The sequence below is a fragment of the Faucicola mancuniensis genome, assembly GCF_046523945.1.
In the GTDB taxonomy this organism is placed as follows: domain Bacteria; phylum Pseudomonadota; class Gammaproteobacteria; order Pseudomonadales; family Moraxellaceae; genus Faucicola; species Faucicola mancuniensis.
In genome coordinates, this window is the sequence record NZ_CP171363.1 from 813,230 (window position 1) to 828,003 (window position 14,774).

Annotated in this window: 13 protein-coding genes and 2 tRNA genes; 13 read left to right on the forward strand and 2 right to left on the reverse strand. The window is 41.8% G+C overall.

Annotated elements, in window-relative coordinates; genetic code table 11:
* Window positions 1-24 precede the first annotated feature (24 nt).
* Together pcnB and folK are read left to right on the forward strand one after the other, a co-directional pair.
* On the forward strand, window positions 25-1,902 hold the full coding sequence (pcnB, locus tag ACGTJS_RS04150) for a polynucleotide adenylyltransferase PcnB (RefSeq protein ID WP_410472899.1): 1,878 nt from the start codon (window positions 25-27) through the stop codon (window positions 1,900-1,902).
* The gene (gene folK, locus ACGTJS_RS04155) at window positions 1,895-2,398 is read left to right on the forward strand and encodes a 2-amino-4-hydroxy-6-hydroxymethyldihydropteridine diphosphokinase (RefSeq protein WP_410472900.1); all 504 of its coding nucleotides are present in this window, start codon (window positions 1,895-1,897) and stop codon (window positions 2,396-2,398) included. Before pcnB ends, folK begins: the two co-directional genes overlap by 8 nt.
* A 25-nt stretch (window positions 2,399-2,423) precedes the next feature.
* Here the strand turns inward: folK and ACGTJS_RS04160 are convergent, their stop codons facing one another.
* The gene (locus ACGTJS_RS04160) at window positions 2,424-3,434 is read right to left on the reverse strand and encodes an adenosine kinase (RefSeq protein WP_410472901.1); all 1,011 of its coding nucleotides are present in this window, start codon (window positions 3,432-3,434) and stop codon (window positions 2,424-2,426) included.
* Between the two features lie 275 nt (window positions 3,435-3,709).
* Between ACGTJS_RS04160 and ACGTJS_RS04165 the strand changes: the two genes are divergently transcribed.
* The 4 genes from ACGTJS_RS04165 (at window position 3,710) to ACGTJS_RS04180 (ending at window position 7,670) form a co-directional block, all read left to right on the forward strand.
* On the forward strand, window positions 3,710-5,200 hold the full coding sequence (locus ACGTJS_RS04165; protein ID WP_410472902.1) for a YifB family Mg chelatase-like AAA ATPase: 1,491 nt from the start codon (window positions 3,710-3,712) through the stop codon (window positions 5,198-5,200).
* Between the two features lie 94 nt (window positions 5,201-5,294).
* A complete protein-coding gene (gene hemN, locus ACGTJS_RS04170; RefSeq protein ID WP_410472903.1) occupies window positions 5,295-6,770 on the forward strand; it encodes an oxygen-independent coproporphyrinogen III oxidase in 1,476 nt (491 codons plus the stop codon).
* A gap of 78 nt (window positions 6,771-6,848) precedes the next feature.
* Window positions 6,849-7,049, forward strand: a complete 201-nt coding sequence (locus ACGTJS_RS04175) for a hypothetical protein (protein WP_410472904.1) — start codon at window positions 6,849-6,851, stop codon at window positions 7,047-7,049.
* A gap of 15 nt (window positions 7,050-7,064) precedes the next feature.
* The gene (locus ACGTJS_RS04180; protein ID WP_410472905.1) at window positions 7,065-7,670 is read left to right on the forward strand and encodes a class I SAM-dependent methyltransferase; all 606 of its coding nucleotides are present in this window, start codon (window positions 7,065-7,067) and stop codon (window positions 7,668-7,670) included.
* Window positions 7,671-7,672: 2 nt separating this feature from the next.
* Here the strand turns inward: ACGTJS_RS04180 and glnD are convergent, their stop codons facing one another.
* On the reverse strand, window positions 7,673-10,336 hold the full coding sequence (gene glnD / locus ACGTJS_RS04185) for a [protein-PII] uridylyltransferase (protein ID WP_410472906.1): 2,664 nt from the start codon (window positions 10,334-10,336) through the stop codon (window positions 7,673-7,675).
* Window positions 10,337-10,475: 139 nt separating this feature from the next.
* On the opposite strand from glnD, the gene ispE reads away from it, so the two are divergent.
* The 7 genes from ispE (at window position 10,476) to panD (ending at window position 14,750) form a co-directional block, all read left to right on the forward strand.
* Complete coding sequence (gene ispE / locus ACGTJS_RS04190) at window positions 10,476-11,387, forward strand: 4-(cytidine 5'-diphospho)-2-C-methyl-D-erythritol kinase (RefSeq protein WP_410472907.1); 912 nt, start codon at window positions 10,476-10,478, stop codon at window positions 11,385-11,387.
* A gap of 68 nt (window positions 11,388-11,455) precedes the next feature.
* Window positions 11,456-11,531 (forward strand) — tRNA-Gln (locus ACGTJS_RS04195).
* Between the two features lie 131 nt (window positions 11,532-11,662).
* A tRNA-Gln gene (locus ACGTJS_RS04200) sits at window positions 11,663-11,738 on the forward strand.
* Window positions 11,739-11,842: 104 nt separating this feature from the next.
* Complete coding sequence (locus tag ACGTJS_RS04205; RefSeq protein WP_315042425.1) at window positions 11,843-12,802, forward strand: ribose-phosphate pyrophosphokinase; 960 nt, start codon at window positions 11,843-11,845, stop codon at window positions 12,800-12,802.
* A 120-nt stretch (window positions 12,803-12,922) separates the two neighbouring features.
* Window positions 12,923-13,651 carry a 50S ribosomal protein L25/general stress protein Ctc gene (locus ACGTJS_RS04210; RefSeq protein ID WP_410472908.1) on the forward strand — a complete coding sequence of 243 codons (729 nt, stop codon included), beginning with the start codon at window positions 12,923-12,925 and terminating at the stop codon, window positions 13,649-13,651.
* A 20-nt stretch (window positions 13,652-13,671) separates the two neighbouring features.
* Window positions 13,672-14,256, forward strand: a complete 585-nt coding sequence (pth, locus tag ACGTJS_RS04215; protein ID WP_410472909.1) for an aminoacyl-tRNA hydrolase — start codon at window positions 13,672-13,674, stop codon at window positions 14,254-14,256.
* 113 nt (window positions 14,257-14,369) lie between these two features.
* Window positions 14,370-14,750, forward strand: coding sequence for an aspartate 1-decarboxylase (gene panD, locus ACGTJS_RS04220; RefSeq protein ID WP_410472910.1), 381 nt, complete (start codon window positions 14,370-14,372; stop codon window positions 14,748-14,750).
* The last annotated feature ends 24 nt before the right edge of the window (window positions 14,751-14,774 follow it).

Below are 14,774 nucleotides of genomic sequence, written 5' to 3' on the forward strand. Positions count from 1 at the left end.
TATTGATGTTGAGTCCAAATTTTTATGGCAAGAAAATCCAAAACAACCCCGTCAAATCCGATAAATACAGGCAATACTACAGAAAACTTTGACCGTAAGTTGGCTCGCCGTGATGCCAGACAGCTTGGGCTAAATAAAGGCTATTTGCCAAGTTCTATTAAAGAGGTGATTTTGACGCTCACTCAAGCAGGTTTTGAGGCGTATATCGTGGGAGGCGGTGTGCGTGATGCGTTGCTTGGGCTTGAGCCAAAAGATTTTGACGCAGTTACCAACGCCACGCCGACACAAATTAAAGAAGTATTTGGCAAGCGTTGCCGTATTATTGGCAAGCGGTTTTTGCTGTGCCATGTGTATTCGGGGCGTGATTTGATTGAAGTGGCGACTTTTCGGGCGACACCGACTGGGGGCAATCATACCAACGAAGATGGCATGATTTTGCGAGATAATGTGTGGGGCGATATTTTTGCCGATGTGGTTCGCCGTGATTTTAGCATTAATGCCCTTTATTATCAGCCGTTTGAGGGTTTTGTTTATGATTTTTGTGATGGTTTGACCGACATCAAAAACCGCACATTGCGACTGCTTGGCGATACTAAAACTCGTGTGGAAGAAGACCCCGTTCGCCTATTGCGTGCCTTGCGTTTTAAGGCAAAGTTAAATTTTAAATTTGACAAACAATTGGAAAAACAGTTTAATCCGCAAAGTTGGGAGCTTTTGACCCACGTTTCGCCACACCGTTTGTACGATGAAACGCAAAAAATGATTTCTGGCGGTTATTTGAACAATCTGTTGCCACTACTTTATGATTATAAAGCCTTTGATGCACTGCTTTTTTATCCGCCAACACTGATGACACCTTTGGTTGAGCAAGTTGCGATTAACACCGATAAACGAGTGCAAAGCGATAAAAGTACCAATCCTGCGTTTTTTTATGCGTGTTTGTTGTGGGAAAATTATTTGTATTTGTTAAACAAACACAAGAAAAAAATGGGATTTAACGAAGCTCAACAATTTGCCAGCAACCTTATCATGGAACGGCAACGAGCCAGAACCGCCATGCCAAAATTTGCCGAACAATTTGTCAAAGATATTTGGCTCATGCAATCTCGCCTTGCCGAACCACGCAAAAAAAATCTGTTAAAACTGTTTGAATCGCAAAATTTTCGGGCAAGTTTTGACTTTTTATTGTTGCGTGAAGCAGTATTTGCCAAAAATAACGCCTTAAAAAATCTGATGGGCGAAGCGGTAACGCTTGATGATGAAAGCACCAACGGCATGGGGCATTGGTGGGCGTGGTTTCAAACTTTGAACCAAAAACAACGTATTCAAGCGGTTGATGAATTTGACATTGAAGCGGTTAAATCACGCTTTGCTCGTGCCATCAAAGATTTTTCGGACGGTATGACAACAAGCGAAAACAATTTGGCAAATGTACAAAAAAATACCGCCAAAGGCAAAAATTTAACCGCTCAACAACGCCAAGAAAAAGCCCAGTTGCAACAATTATCACTTGCCAATCAGCCAAATAGCGAAGCGATGCAAACGGCAAATTATTTTGAAAATATTCAAAAAATGTTGGAACAACGTGAAAATATTGCCAAGCCAAAAACCGCCAATCAACCAACAAAAGGCACCACCAAACCACACAAAGTTGGCAATGAACAAGCCCAAAGACTGTTGCAAGGTGTGCCTGCCGAACGCAAACGCCGATTGCCAAGCTCTCATTTGTCAATATTGGATAAAAAACGAGGCTTGAGCGAACCTGAATTTCAACAAGCCGAAGCAACCGCACAAGAAAAACCAAAACGCAAGCGTTCGCCACGACTGTCTACGCAAAATGATGACAAACCGACTGTGAAACGCACTCGGAAAAAAGCGGTGAAACCGACGAATGATGAATAATTCAAGAACTTGCTATATCGGCTTAGGCGGAAATATCGCTAACGAACTTGGCACGCCAACCGAGCATATCGCCAATGCAGTACAAGCATTTAAAACTTCGCCCCACTTTGTCAATGTGCAAGTGTCGTCTTTGTATCAGTCCAAAGCCTTTGGCGTGACCGATCAACCTGACTTTATCAATGCCGTTTTAAAAGCGGAAACCGATTTGCCACCGCTTGAACTGTTGGATTTTTGCCAAAGCCTTGAGCAAAATGCCAAACGTGAACGCCTACGCCATTGGGGGGAGCGTAGCCTTGATGTGGACGTGCTGTTATATGGCGATGAAAAAATCCAACACGAACGGCTAAGAGTACCGCATATTGGCATTTTTGAGCGGAATTTTGTGGTTGTGCCAATGCTTGAGATTAGCCCTGACATCATCATTGACGGTCAAATATTAAAAAACCTTGACATTGCTAACAATCATCAAGGTTTAACAATTTATCAATCGCATTGACAAAATTGCAAATAAATTTCAAAAATTAAAGCAAACTTTTGTATTGCTCAACCGTCAATCTCGCCCCAAACTGTTGAATAACTTGGCTTGCGACTTTGCTTGCCAACTTGCCACAACTTGCCAGATCCTGCCCATCAGCGAATGCGTGCAAAAACGCCCCTGCAAAATTATCGCCTGCACCGTTGGTATCTAGTACTTTTTCAACGGCTGGCGTGGCGATATGTAGTTGATTACTCTCATGTTTTTCATTAACAAAACCATCTTGATAACAAATCATCGTGCCGTTTGCCCCATTGGTAACGACTGCCATTTTTGCGACTTTTAACAAGGCTTGGCTTGCGGTTTGGTGCGTGGTTTCGCCTGTGTAGAGCATGGCTTCTTCGCAGTTACAAAATACCACGTCCACACCGCCGTTTAGCATGGTTTCTAGCCCATCACGCCCAAATTTAATCACTGCAGGGTCAGCAAAACTCACCGCAACTTTGACGTTTTTTTGTTTGGCTTGATTTTTTAACTCAATAATTGCCGACTGTACAGACGATGTCATGGACAAATAGCCTTCAATATACAACCAATCGGCATCATCTAATTGCGAAAAATCAATTTCATTTTCGCTGATTTCAGCTGATGTGCCAAGATGCGTCTGCATGGTACGCTCGGCATCAGGCGTTACTAACACCATACAGCTACCTGTTACGCCGTCTTTGGCGATAGATTTTTGTGAAGTTTTTACACCAACTTTATTTAAATCATCTAAATAAAAATGTCCCATTTCATCATCTGCTACTCGGCAAGCATAAAAAGTTTGGCTACCCAAACTTGCCATGACAAAGATAGAATTGGCTGATGAGCCACCGCTTGCAAGTTTACTAGCAGATATTTGTTGGGTTTTTAGCGATTGGATAAGGTCGGCTTGTTCGTCATGACTGGCAAGTGTCATGTTGGCTTTGGTTAAGCCTGTGTGTGCAAGTTGTGCGTCTGTTAGGACAAATTCGCTGTCCACAAGTGCGTTACCGATACCAATGATTTTTGCCATTTGATTTTTCCTGTTGTTAAATAGAATGCCGATATTTTAACATAATTTTGGGGTTTAAATTGATTTGTTTTGGCTGAAATCAATTGCAAAAAAACCAGCAATTTTCATTATAATGAAAAAATTCACGTTTTTTGGCTTTTTTTCATTATAATGAAAACCAAACTTGATTTTCACAATACGACATTTTGTGAAAAGTTGTTTCATTCTCACATTGAAGATATTGTTTTTTTACAAAATTTGTTATACTAAAAGTTCACTTTTTTTTAAGGAAAACTATGTCATTTGCCCAAATTTTTACTCGCTCGGTGGTCGGTTTAAATGCCCCAAGCGTCATGGTAGAAGTCCATCTATCACAAGGCTTACCAGCCATTACCATTGTCGGCTTGCCAGAGGCGAGCGTGCGAGAAAGCAAAGACAGAGTGCGTTCCGCCATTATCAACTCGGGTTTTCAATTTCCCAATCGCCGACTGACGATTAATCTTGCCCCTGCCGACTTGCCAAAAGACGGAGCAAGGCTGGATTTACCGATTGCGATTGGTATTTTGGTGGCAAGCGGTCAAATTGACGATAGCAAAATTGCCAATTTTGAATTTATTGGTGAGCTGGCGTTAAATGGTGATTTGCGTCCGATTTCTGGCGTGTTGGCTGTCGCAAGGGCAATCAAAACCAGCAATCATACCCTTATCGCCCCAAAAGACAACGCCAATGAAGCAGTGAAAGTACAAGGCATTGAGGTATTACAAGCGGAAAATTTAAAACAAGTTTGTGAACATTTAAACAATGAGCAAAGCTTGAGCCATGCCGAATTTAAAGCCAGCTATCAGGTCAGCTCGCACAAACTGGACTTAGCCGATGTCAAAGGGCAACACCAAGCCCGCAGAGCGTTGGAGATTGCGGCAGCAGGCGGACATTCGCTGTTGTTTTGTGGTTCGCCAGGGACTGGCAAAACCTTGATGGCATCACGCCTGCCGACTATTTTACCCCCATTAAATGACAACGAAGCCTTAGAAGTGGCGAGCATTTATTCGATTGCCAATGTGCCGTATGACTTTGGCACTCGCCCCTTTCGCCAAGTTCATCATACCACATCAGCGGTGGCGTTGGTCGGTGGTGGCTCAAATCCCAAACCGGGGGAAATTTCGTTGGCAAATTTTGGTGTGTTATTTTTAGACGAAATGCCAGAATTTGACCGAAAAGTGCTTGAAGTATTGCGGCAACCGATTGAAAACAAAGAAATCATTATCAGCCGTGCCAATCACCAAACAAAATTTCCAGCCAATTTTCAACTGGTCGGTGCGATGAACCCATGTCCATGCGGTTATTATGGTGATAAGTCTGGGCGGTGCAGTTGCCGACCCGAACAAATCAAACGCTATCAAGAAAAACTCTCAGGACCATTGCTTGACCGCATTGACCTACACATTACCGTGCCAAGTTTGCCCATGTCCGATTTGCAATCAGCTCAAAGTGGCGAAAGCTCGGCAAGCGTGCGTGAGCGTGTTATCAAAGCCTATGAGCGACAGCAAAACCGTCAAGCCAAACTTAATAGTGATTTAACCCCAAATGAACTTGAACAATTTGCCAAACTTGGCGAAGCCCAAGCTAAACTGTTACAAATGGCAGGGCAACGCCTAAATCTATCGGCTCGTTCGTATCATCGCATTGTGCGTGTGGCTCGCACCATTGCTGATTTAGCACAAAGCGAAAATATTGAAACCGCTCACATTACCGAAGCGTTAAGCTATCGTGGCAATTTACAAAACTAATCAGTAAATTCTACAACCTTTTTATTATCAAATCCATCACTATGTTATAATATATTTTATTTACATGAAATTAGCCAAAAAAAGAGAAAAAATTATGAGCCAAAACAGCCAATTACCACCAAGCGAAGCTCCGTTCACCACTCGCCCTGTGGAAATCGTGGAAAATCCGTACGCCAACGCTAATCGTGATTACGACAGCCAAATGCGACTGTTTGATGAAGAATTAATCAAAAAATACAACCGCTCAGTCCCACGTTATACTTCGTATCCGACTGCGTTGGAGTTTGTGCCGATTGCTGACAATGCCGAAGCCGAAATTTTACAAAATCGTGATGAAAATACGCCATTATCGCTGTATTTTCACATTCCGTTTTGCCGTACGCTGTGCTATTACTGCGGTTGCAACAAAATTATTACCAAGAAAAATAGCAATTCTGGTGATTATTTGGAATATTTGTTTAAAGAAATTCGCCACAAACGTTCATTATTAAAAGGCAATCCTGTCGTGGAGCAAATCCATTTTGGCGGTGGTACGCCTACATTTTTAAGCGATGATGAATTGGTGCAATTGTGGGATTTTTTGCACACGCAATTTGAATTTAGTACCAAAGAAACAGCAGATTACGGCATTGAAATTGACCCACGAGAACTGCGTCCAACAACGCTAGAAGTGTTGCGTGGACTGGGTTTTAACCGTGTAAGTTTTGGTGTGCAAGATTTAGACGAACAAGTACAAATTGCCGTGAATCGTGTACAATCTGAAGAGCTAATTCGCAATGTGATGACGGAATCTCGCCGTTTGGGTTATCGTTCTATTAATATTGATTTGATTTACGGCTTGCCACATCAAACGCCAGACACACTCAAACACACAGTAGAGAAGATTATTGACATTAAACCTGACCGTTTGTCGGTGTTTAATTATGCCCATTTACCAGAGCGTTTTACTTCACAACGCCGTATTAAAGAAGAAGATTTACCAACACCTGCTGAGAAATTGACCATGCTTGGCGATACGATTTCGGCATTGAATACCGCAGGTTATCAGTATATCGGCATTGACCATTTTGCCTTGCCAGATGATAGCTTGTCAATCGCCCAACGTGAAGGCAAGTTGCACCGCAATTTTCAGGGTTATACCACGCATGGTAACTGTGATTTATTGGGTTTTGGCGTGTCGTCTATTAGTCAGATTGGCGACCATTATTTACAAAATGATACGGAATTGCCTGCGTATCAAGAAAAAATTAATAACAAACAATTGCCTGCTATTAAGCATATTCATGTGAAAATCGCTGACCAGTTACGCCGTTATGTGATTATGAATTTGTTGTGTCATGATTATATGGATTTTAAAGATGTGAATATGCGGTTTAGCATTGACCCGATGACGTATTTTATTGATGAAATTCAAGCACTTAGCGAAATGCAAAAGGACGGCTTGGTGGATATGGACGCTAAGGGCATTCGTGTGTTGCCAAAAGGGCGACTGCTTGGACGTAATGTGGCGATGGTGTTTGATGATTATTTGAATAAAAAACATCAAAATCGGTTTAGTAAGGTGATTTAAATGCAAATTAATTATTCAACTCCAACATGTGTAAGATATCCTAGCGTTATTTACAGTATTTAGGATAAAATACTGCAAATGATACAAGAGATGAATTTTGAGATTTTGGACGTTCATCACACCATTATGGCAAGTTTATTTGAATTACCGAGCGTGGAAAAACATAAAGACCCATTTGACCGCATTATGATTTGGCAATGTATCCAAGATGACTTTACGCTACTTTCTCAAGACGGCAAATTTAACGAATACCAACCCTTTGGCTTAACACTGATTTAACAAAAGGCAACCAAAATGCACCAAATCCCAACCGAACTTTTAACCAAATCAAACCATTGGCGAGATGACATTCAATTCACCCAAGATGTACTTGGCAAGCCGTTTTCTTTCACAAGCACTTGGGGAATTTTTTCGCCTGAAAAACTTGATGACGGTAGCCTGATGCTCCTTGATTATATTGATTTTAAAGCGGACGACAACTCCATCGACTTAGGCTGTGGCTATGGCGTGCTTGGCATGACCGCAAGCCGTGAATGCCCAAACGGACAGCATTTACTCATTGACAAAGACTTTGTGGCGGTGGAATATGCCAAATTAAACTGCCAAAAAAACGGCTTAAATAATGCCGAAGTACAGCTGTCCAACGGCTTTTTTCATGTGGATAAAAGTCGCAAATTTAGCCTTGTGATGAGTAATTTACCAGCCAAAGCTAGCAAAGAACAGCATTATTTGTACCTACTTGACGCTTATAATGCGATGGAGAGCGGTGCAAGATTTTATGTTGTTACCATTAACGGCTTGCGTGATTTTATGAAACGCTCGTTTACCGAAGTGTTTGGCAATTCTGATAAAATCAAGCAAGGCAAAACTTACACCATCACGATGGCAATCAAAGACTAAATTTAGCTAACCGTCAAAATATCAATCAAATCTTGTTTAACATTTTCCAATACGTCATCGCTTAGGGCATTGTCGTGTTGGTCGGTGATAAAAAACATATCTTCGGCTCGCTCGCCAAGCGTGGTAATACGGGCAAAATGTAGCTCAATGTGATATTTTAAAAACACCTGCCCTACCCTTGCCAACAGTGCAGGCTGGTCAAGGGTTTCTAGGGTCATCATGTGTTGTTTGGTTTCTTCGTTAAAGCTAAATTTGACTTTTGTTGGTACTTTAAAATACTTTAATTCTCTTGGCAAACGTTTTTGTATCACGCTTGGCGGATTGGGGTCGTTAAAGGCTTGAATCAGTTGTGCTTTGACATCTTCTTGGCGTTCTACATCTTTTAACAATGTGCCTTGACGGTCAAGCACAACATACGAATCCACCGCAAAATCTCGTGTCGCTGTGATAATGCGTGCGTCCAATACGTCCAAATTCATGCGGTCAAACACCGACATGGTAACGGCAAACAGATTGGCTTGGTCTTTGGTATAAATAAACACTTGCACCGCATCAAGGGCAAGTTCACGGTGTTCACGCAAGATAATTAATGGCGTGTTTTCGCTTTGTTGATTGGCTTTTTCATGTGCCATGATGGCTTTGGATTGCCAAACGATATCGGCAGGAATTTCCCGCAAAAAATATTCATCGCCCAAATCTTCCCACAGTTTCTCAATTTGGTGAAATTCTGGGTCATCGTTTAACAAGTTTTTAGCAAGTTCACGATTGTTGGCAATCATGTCTTGGCGGTTCATCGGTGCGTCAATGTCCGCTCGCAAAATGCGTCTGGTTTGTACATACAATTGACGCATTAAAGTCGCTCGCCAACTGTTCCAAAGCTGTGGATTGGTCGCATTCATATCGGCAACCGTCAAGGCATACAGATGGTTTAGATAAGTTACATTGCCAACTTGTTCGGCAAAATCAGCAACCACCGCAGGGTCAGAGATATCTTTTTTCTGGGCGGTCAAAGACATGAGCAGGTGTTTTTTAACCAACCAACCGACCAAATCGGCATCGGCTTGGCTTAAACCATGATTTAAACAAAACGCCACCGCATCTTGTTCGCCAAGTTTGCTGTGGTCGCCCCCACGCCCTTTGGCAATGTCATGAAAAATCGCTGACAACACCAAAATTTCTTTACGCTCAATCCTACGATAAATACTGCTGACAAGTGGAAAGGCACTTTCATATTTGTCATCGGTAAAACGGTGCAAAATCCGCACCAACAACAAAATATGGGCATCAACGCTATAACGATGAAACAAATCATACTGCATTAAGCCAATAATTTGTCCAAAAGCAGGCAAATAACGCCCCAACACGCCATAGCGTTTCATCACTCGCAATCGCCAAAACAACAAATTTTGTTCTTTTAAATTGTCCATAAACAGTTGTTTATTCACAGGATTTTGGCGAAAGGTTTCATCAATACTGCGGGACGCAATCGCAAGCACCCTTAGCGTGCGTGTGCGAATGTGTTTGATATTCATTTGCCCCATTAACAAAAACAATTCCAAAATCGCATTGGGATATTGTGCAAACACACGGTTATGCGTTACCGCAATTTGGTCGCCCACCAGTTTAAACCGCTCGTTAATCACCTTGTGTACAGGACGTTGCTCTTCTGGCAAACGGTTTTCAATGAGCAATTCATAATAATGTTGCGTGAGCATTTCGGACAAACTGGCATTTGACATGGCAAAGCGGTAATAATCACGCATAAACCGCTCTACATTGGCATTTGGGTGGTCGTTTTCACGCAACTGATAACCCATGTTTTGGGCGATGGTGCGTTGATAATCAAACAAAAGTTTGTTTTCATTACGTCCTGTAATTTTGTGCAAATGATGGCGAATTTGCCACAAAAAATCTTCCGCCATTTGCAATTCGTCAAATTCTCGCTCGGTGATAAAACCTTGTTGCACCAAGTCAAACAGCTTGTTCACTCGCAAATATTGTTTCCAAATCCAGCCAATCGTGTGAATATCTCGCAAGCCACCGGGGGCATTTTTGATATCAGGCTCAAGATTGTACTCGGTGGTGTTGTGCTTATAATAGCGGGTTTTGGCTTCGTCAATTTTGGCATGATAAAAATCCACCTGCGACCAACTTTCGGTCAATAATTGCAATGGCACTTTTTGCAAAGCCTCATTGCCAACAAGCAGCCTTGCCTCAAGCAAACTAGTCGCCACCGTGATATCCTGACACGCCGTGCGGCACTCATCAATAGACCGTACCACCAACGCAGGCTCAATACCAATATCCCAAAGATTGGCGATAAATGGCGAAATAGTTTTGTTCAAATCCTCATCAATCGCAGTCGGACTTAACAACAAAATATCCACATCAGAATGTGGGTGCAACTCGCCACGTCCATAACCACCAATCGCAAACAACGCAAGCTCGGTTTTGTCAAGCTCATATAACTTAAACAACTGCACCAACAACAAATCTATCAACAAACTTCGCTCACTCACCACCTCACGAATATTGACATCTTGGCTCAATGCCTTGTCAAAGGCTTGCTCTGCTTGGGTCAAACACTCACGAATTTGTTGATTTAAATTATCATTTAACCCAACATTATTACAATCAAATGGGGGTAAAGTTGAAAAAATCGCCATAGCACGCTCAATATAAAAAAGTAGATACCACGATTTTAGGGGGAGATCTTGAGAAAATCAAATTTTTCTGATTGAATAAAGACAAAAATTTGGTTAGACTTTTTCTTCTCCCTTTTTTACCAAAAACAGCAAAAAAATTATGAATCAACCAATTACCAAACCATCTTTTGCCAAAATCAACCTTTTTTTGCACATCACAGGCAAACGCCCTGACGGTTATCACAACTTACAAACCGTATTTCGCCTAATCAATTTTGCAGATATTTTGACATTTTGCCAAACAAATCAACAAATATCGGATAATCTACCTGTCTTCTTACACAGTAACCAAAACATCACCGACAACCCAGCCGATAATCTGATTATCAAAGCCAGTATCGCCCTGTTAAATTTTGCCAAAAATCACCAAAAATTATCCCAACAAACGCTTGCACAATTGCCGATTATTCAAATTACGTTGGATAAAAAAATCCCGATGGGTGCAGGGCTTGGCGGTGGTTCGTCCAATTGTGCCACCGCTTTGATGACTTTAAACGACATTTGGCAGTTACAATTAACTACAGACGAATTACACCAAATTGGGGCGACATTGGGGGCGGACGTGCCGATTTTTATTTTTGGTAAAGATGCGATAGCCGAAGGCATTGGCGAGATTTTAACGCCGATTGACTTACCATCACAGCGTTTTTTATTGCTGATGCCAAATGTCCATATCAATACCAAATTATTATTTGGAAATGATACATTACAACGGGGTTGCACCGCCTTTTCGCATGAATTTTTAGGGCAACATAGTGATGAATTTACCGATAAATTAAGCGATAATTTTGGCAATGTGTTTGAGCCGATTGTCAAAAATTTATCCACAGAAGTCAAAACCGCTTTGGCATTTTTACAAAATCTTGCCAACACTACAACCGACACCACGCCACGCATGACAGGCACAGGCAGTTGCGTATTTTTACCAATCCCTTTTAACATCAGCGATAGCCAAATCATAACATGGCAACAACAAGCCCCCTGCCCCAGTATTTTGGTAAAAAGTTTATAATTTTTGAAAAAATTAAAAAAAACACTTGCTTTTTTAATAAAATTTAGTAAAATATCGCACTTAAATATAGGGGTATCGCCAAGTTGGTAAGGCATCAGGTTTTGATCCTGACATCCGTTGGTTCGAGTCCAGCTACCCCTACCATTTTCTTTATCAATGTTTTTATCTGTTAAGTTATGGATATCTACATTGACAAAATCCTGTAAAAACGGTATAGTACGCACCGTAATTCTATTACACTATTTTTAATCAAAAATAGTTGTAACAAAGTTTTTAGGGGTATCGCCAAGTTGGTAAGGCATCAGGTTTTGATCCTGACATCCGTTGGTTCGAGTCCAGCTACCCCTGCCATTTTCTTTCCTAATCTTAAATTTATGACAATTTAACACAAACTTTTGATAAATTTTTATCAAGGTTTTTGTGTTATTGTAAAGTGCAAAATATAGGACTGTACCATGCCTTACTTGGCGATTTTTACGGGGAATGCCCACCCAGAATTGGCAAAAAATGTTACTAATAACCTACATATCCCGCTTGGGCGGGCGAGTGTTACCAAGTTTTCTGATGGTGAAATCGCTGTAGAAATCCAAGAAAACGTGCGTGGTAAAGACGTTTTTATTTTGCAATCAACCTGCGCCCCCACCAATGACAATTTGATGGAAGTAATGGTGATGGCTGATGCCCTACGCCGTTCTAGCGCAGGTCGTATCACCGCTGTGATGCCGTATTTTGGCTATGCTCGCCAAGACCGCCGTCCACGTTCGGCTCGTGTGCCAATCTCTGCCAAAGTTGTGGCAGATATGCTAAACATTGTAGGTATTGACCGTGTGGTAACGGTAGATTTACACGCTGACCAGATTCAAGGCTTTTTTGATATTCCTGTAGATAACTTGTACGGCACGCCTGTATTGTTCAAAGATTTGCGTGAAAAACATTATGACAATTTGATGGTGGTATCGCCTGATGTGGGCGGTGTGGTACGAGCTCGTGCAATGGCAAAATCATTGGGCGATGCAGATTTGGCAATCATTGACAAACGCCGTGCCAAAGCCAACGAATCAGAAGTTATGCACATTATCGGTGATGTCAAAGACCGTGATTGTGTGATTATTGATGACATGGTGGATACCGCAGGTACATTGTGCAAAGCGGCGGCCGCCTTAAAAGAGCGTGGTGCTAGACGTGTGGTAGGCTATATTACCCACCCTGTGTTATCAGGCAAAGCGATTCAGACCATTAGTGAATCTCATCTTGATGAGATTGTGGTAACCGATTCTATTCCGTTATCCGATGCCGCCAAAGCCTGTGAAAAAATCCGTCAAGTATCGATTGCACCTATGCTAGCTGAAGCGTTACGCCGTATTAACAACGAAGAATCGCTGAGTGCCATGTTTGATATGTTAGAGCAACAGTAATCTTTAAAAGATTTTAAATTTGTAAAAATTTTTCGCCATTTTTATGAAAAATGGCATTTTATTGCATAAATTGGTCGCAAATTTATGTATTTTTTTAACTTTCAACAAAAGGAAACTCTCATGAGTAACCAAGATTTTGCAAAACTAAGTGCAGTTGTACGTGGTGAAGATTTACAAGGTAAAGGTGCGAGCCGCCGCCTACGTAAACAAAACCAAGTACCTGCGATTATCTACGGTGCGGACAAAGAGCCTTTGTCAGTATCACTTCGTTACAATGAATTAATCAAATCATTGGAAACAGAAGCGTTTTTCTCTCACATTTTGACTATCAATGTAGAAGATCATGGTGAAGAAGAAGTGGTTATCAAAGCCCTACAACGCCACCCATCAAAAAACACCCCAATGCACGCAGACTTCCAACGTATCGTACGTGGTCAAGCCATGCACATTGTTGTACCTGTACACTACATTGGTGCGGATGACGCACCTGGTCATAAAAAAGGCGGTGTGTTCGTATCAAATGCAACTGAGCTTGAAATCACTGCAATCCCATCAAAAATCCCAGAATTTTTGTCTGTAGATGTGTCAAAAATGGAAGTGGGTGATTCAATCCACTTGTTGGATATCAAATTGCCTGAAGGTGTTGCGATTCGTGAACTTGAAGTGGCTGAACCATTTAATCGCACAGTTGCAACCATGCAAGCACCAACACTTGAGGCTGTTGAACCTGTTGAGCCAGAAGAAAACGAAGAAGCCGCTGGTACTCGTACCCCTGATGCGGACGATGATGAAGCTCGCAAACTACAAGCTCAAGACGATACGCACGACGCACCAAAATCTGACGACTAATTTTGTCTAGGATAGTTTCCATGTCTAAAATCAAATTGATTGTCGGACTTGGCAACCCAAGCCAGCAATATGCCAACACTCGGCATAATGCTGGCTTTTGGTTTGTAGAGCGGATTGCCAACGACTTTAATATTTCCCTTTCGCTTGAAAAAAAGTTTCATGGCTTGGTCGGTCGTGGTCAGGTGCATGGTCATGATGTACGATTGTTGTTACCACAAACCTTTATGAACAAGTCAGGCGAAGCCGTTGTACCAATGGTGAATTTTTTTAACATCGCCAATGATGAACTACTGATTGCACATGATGAATTAGACATTGATGTGGCAGCCATGCGGTTTAAAACAGGCGGCGGTCATGGCGGACACAATGGTTTAAGGGATATCGTGCCACACATTGGGGCGGATTTTCACCGTTTGCGGTTGGGCATTGGTCGTCCTGCTCACAAGTCGCAAGTCGCTAATTATGTGCTAGGTACACCCAGTGCTGATGAAAAAATTAGCTTGGGTTTAATGCTTGATGAGGCGATGAAACAGTTACCAAAACTGTTAAATGGTGAGTTTGACAAAGCCCAACAGGCAATTAACGGCTTTAAATTACCCAATTAATTATGTTTATCAATGGATTACTGGTTATCATGAGACTTTTGACCACTTGATTTTTTGATAAATTCCCCTATCTAATTAGCCATCTTTATTATCCTAAATTTGAAGGATTTTTTATGCAATTAACCATGTTAAAGGCAAAATTACACCGTGCCAGAGTGACCCATTGCGAACTGCATTATGAAGGTTCATGCGGGATTGACAGCGAGTTGCTGGATTTGGCGGGGATTCGTGAAAATGAGTCTATTGATATTTATAATGTGAACAATGGCAAACGTTTTCGCACTTATGCAATTCGTGCGGAGGCAGGTTCAAAGATGATTTCATTGAACGGTGCGGCGACACATATGGCGGAATTGGGCGATATCGTGATTATCGCTAGTTACGCCCAAATGGACGAAAAAGAAGCCGATACCCATCAACCACGTTTGGTTTATCTTGATGAAGGCAATATCGTCAAAGACACTGCCAATGTCATTCCTGTGCAGGTGCAGTAAGCCATTACTGCACTTATCAAACTT

What these genes read in the sequence shown, in the direction of transcription:
- ACGTJS_RS04160 (WP_410472901.1), bottom strand. Translation starts at nt 3,434, where the DNA reads ATGGCAAAAATCATTGGTATCGGTAACGCACTTGTGGACAGCGAATTT.
- ispE (WP_410472907.1), top strand. Translation starts at nt 10,476, where the DNA reads ATGAATCAACCAATTACCAAACCATCTTTTGCCAAAATCAACCTTTTT.
- ACGTJS_RS04210 (WP_410472908.1), top strand. Translation starts at nt 12,923, where the DNA reads ATGAGTAACCAAGATTTTGCAAAACTAAGTGCAGTTGTACGTGGTGAA.
- ACGTJS_RS04205 (WP_315042425.1), top strand. Translation starts at nt 11,843, where the DNA reads ATGCCTTACTTGGCGATTTTTACGGGGAATGCCCACCCAGAATTGGCA.
- ACGTJS_RS04175 (WP_410472904.1), top strand. Translation starts at nt 6,849, where the DNA reads ATGATACAAGAGATGAATTTTGAGATTTTGGACGTTCATCACACCATT.
- pth (WP_410472909.1), top strand. Translation starts at nt 13,672, where the DNA reads ATGTCTAAAATCAAATTGATTGTCGGACTTGGCAACCCAAGCCAGCAA.
- glnD (WP_410472906.1), bottom strand. Translation starts at nt 10,336, where the DNA reads ATGGCGATTTTTTCAACTTTACCCCCATTTGATTGTAATAATGTTGGG.
- hemN (WP_410472903.1), top strand. Translation starts at nt 5,295, where the DNA reads ATGAGCCAAAACAGCCAATTACCACCAAGCGAAGCTCCGTTCACCACT.
- ACGTJS_RS04180 (WP_410472905.1), top strand. Translation starts at nt 7,065, where the DNA reads ATGCACCAAATCCCAACCGAACTTTTAACCAAATCAAACCATTGGCGA.
- folK (WP_410472900.1), top strand. Translation starts at nt 1,895, where the DNA reads ATGAATAATTCAAGAACTTGCTATATCGGCTTAGGCGGAAATATCGCT.
- panD (WP_410472910.1), top strand. Translation starts at nt 14,370, where the DNA reads ATGCAATTAACCATGTTAAAGGCAAAATTACACCGTGCCAGAGTGACC.
- pcnB (WP_410472899.1), top strand. Translation starts at nt 25, where the DNA reads ATGGCAAGAAAATCCAAAACAACCCCGTCAAATCCGATAAATACAGGC.
- ACGTJS_RS04165 (WP_410472902.1), top strand. Translation starts at nt 3,710, where the DNA reads ATGTCATTTGCCCAAATTTTTACTCGCTCGGTGGTCGGTTTAAATGCC.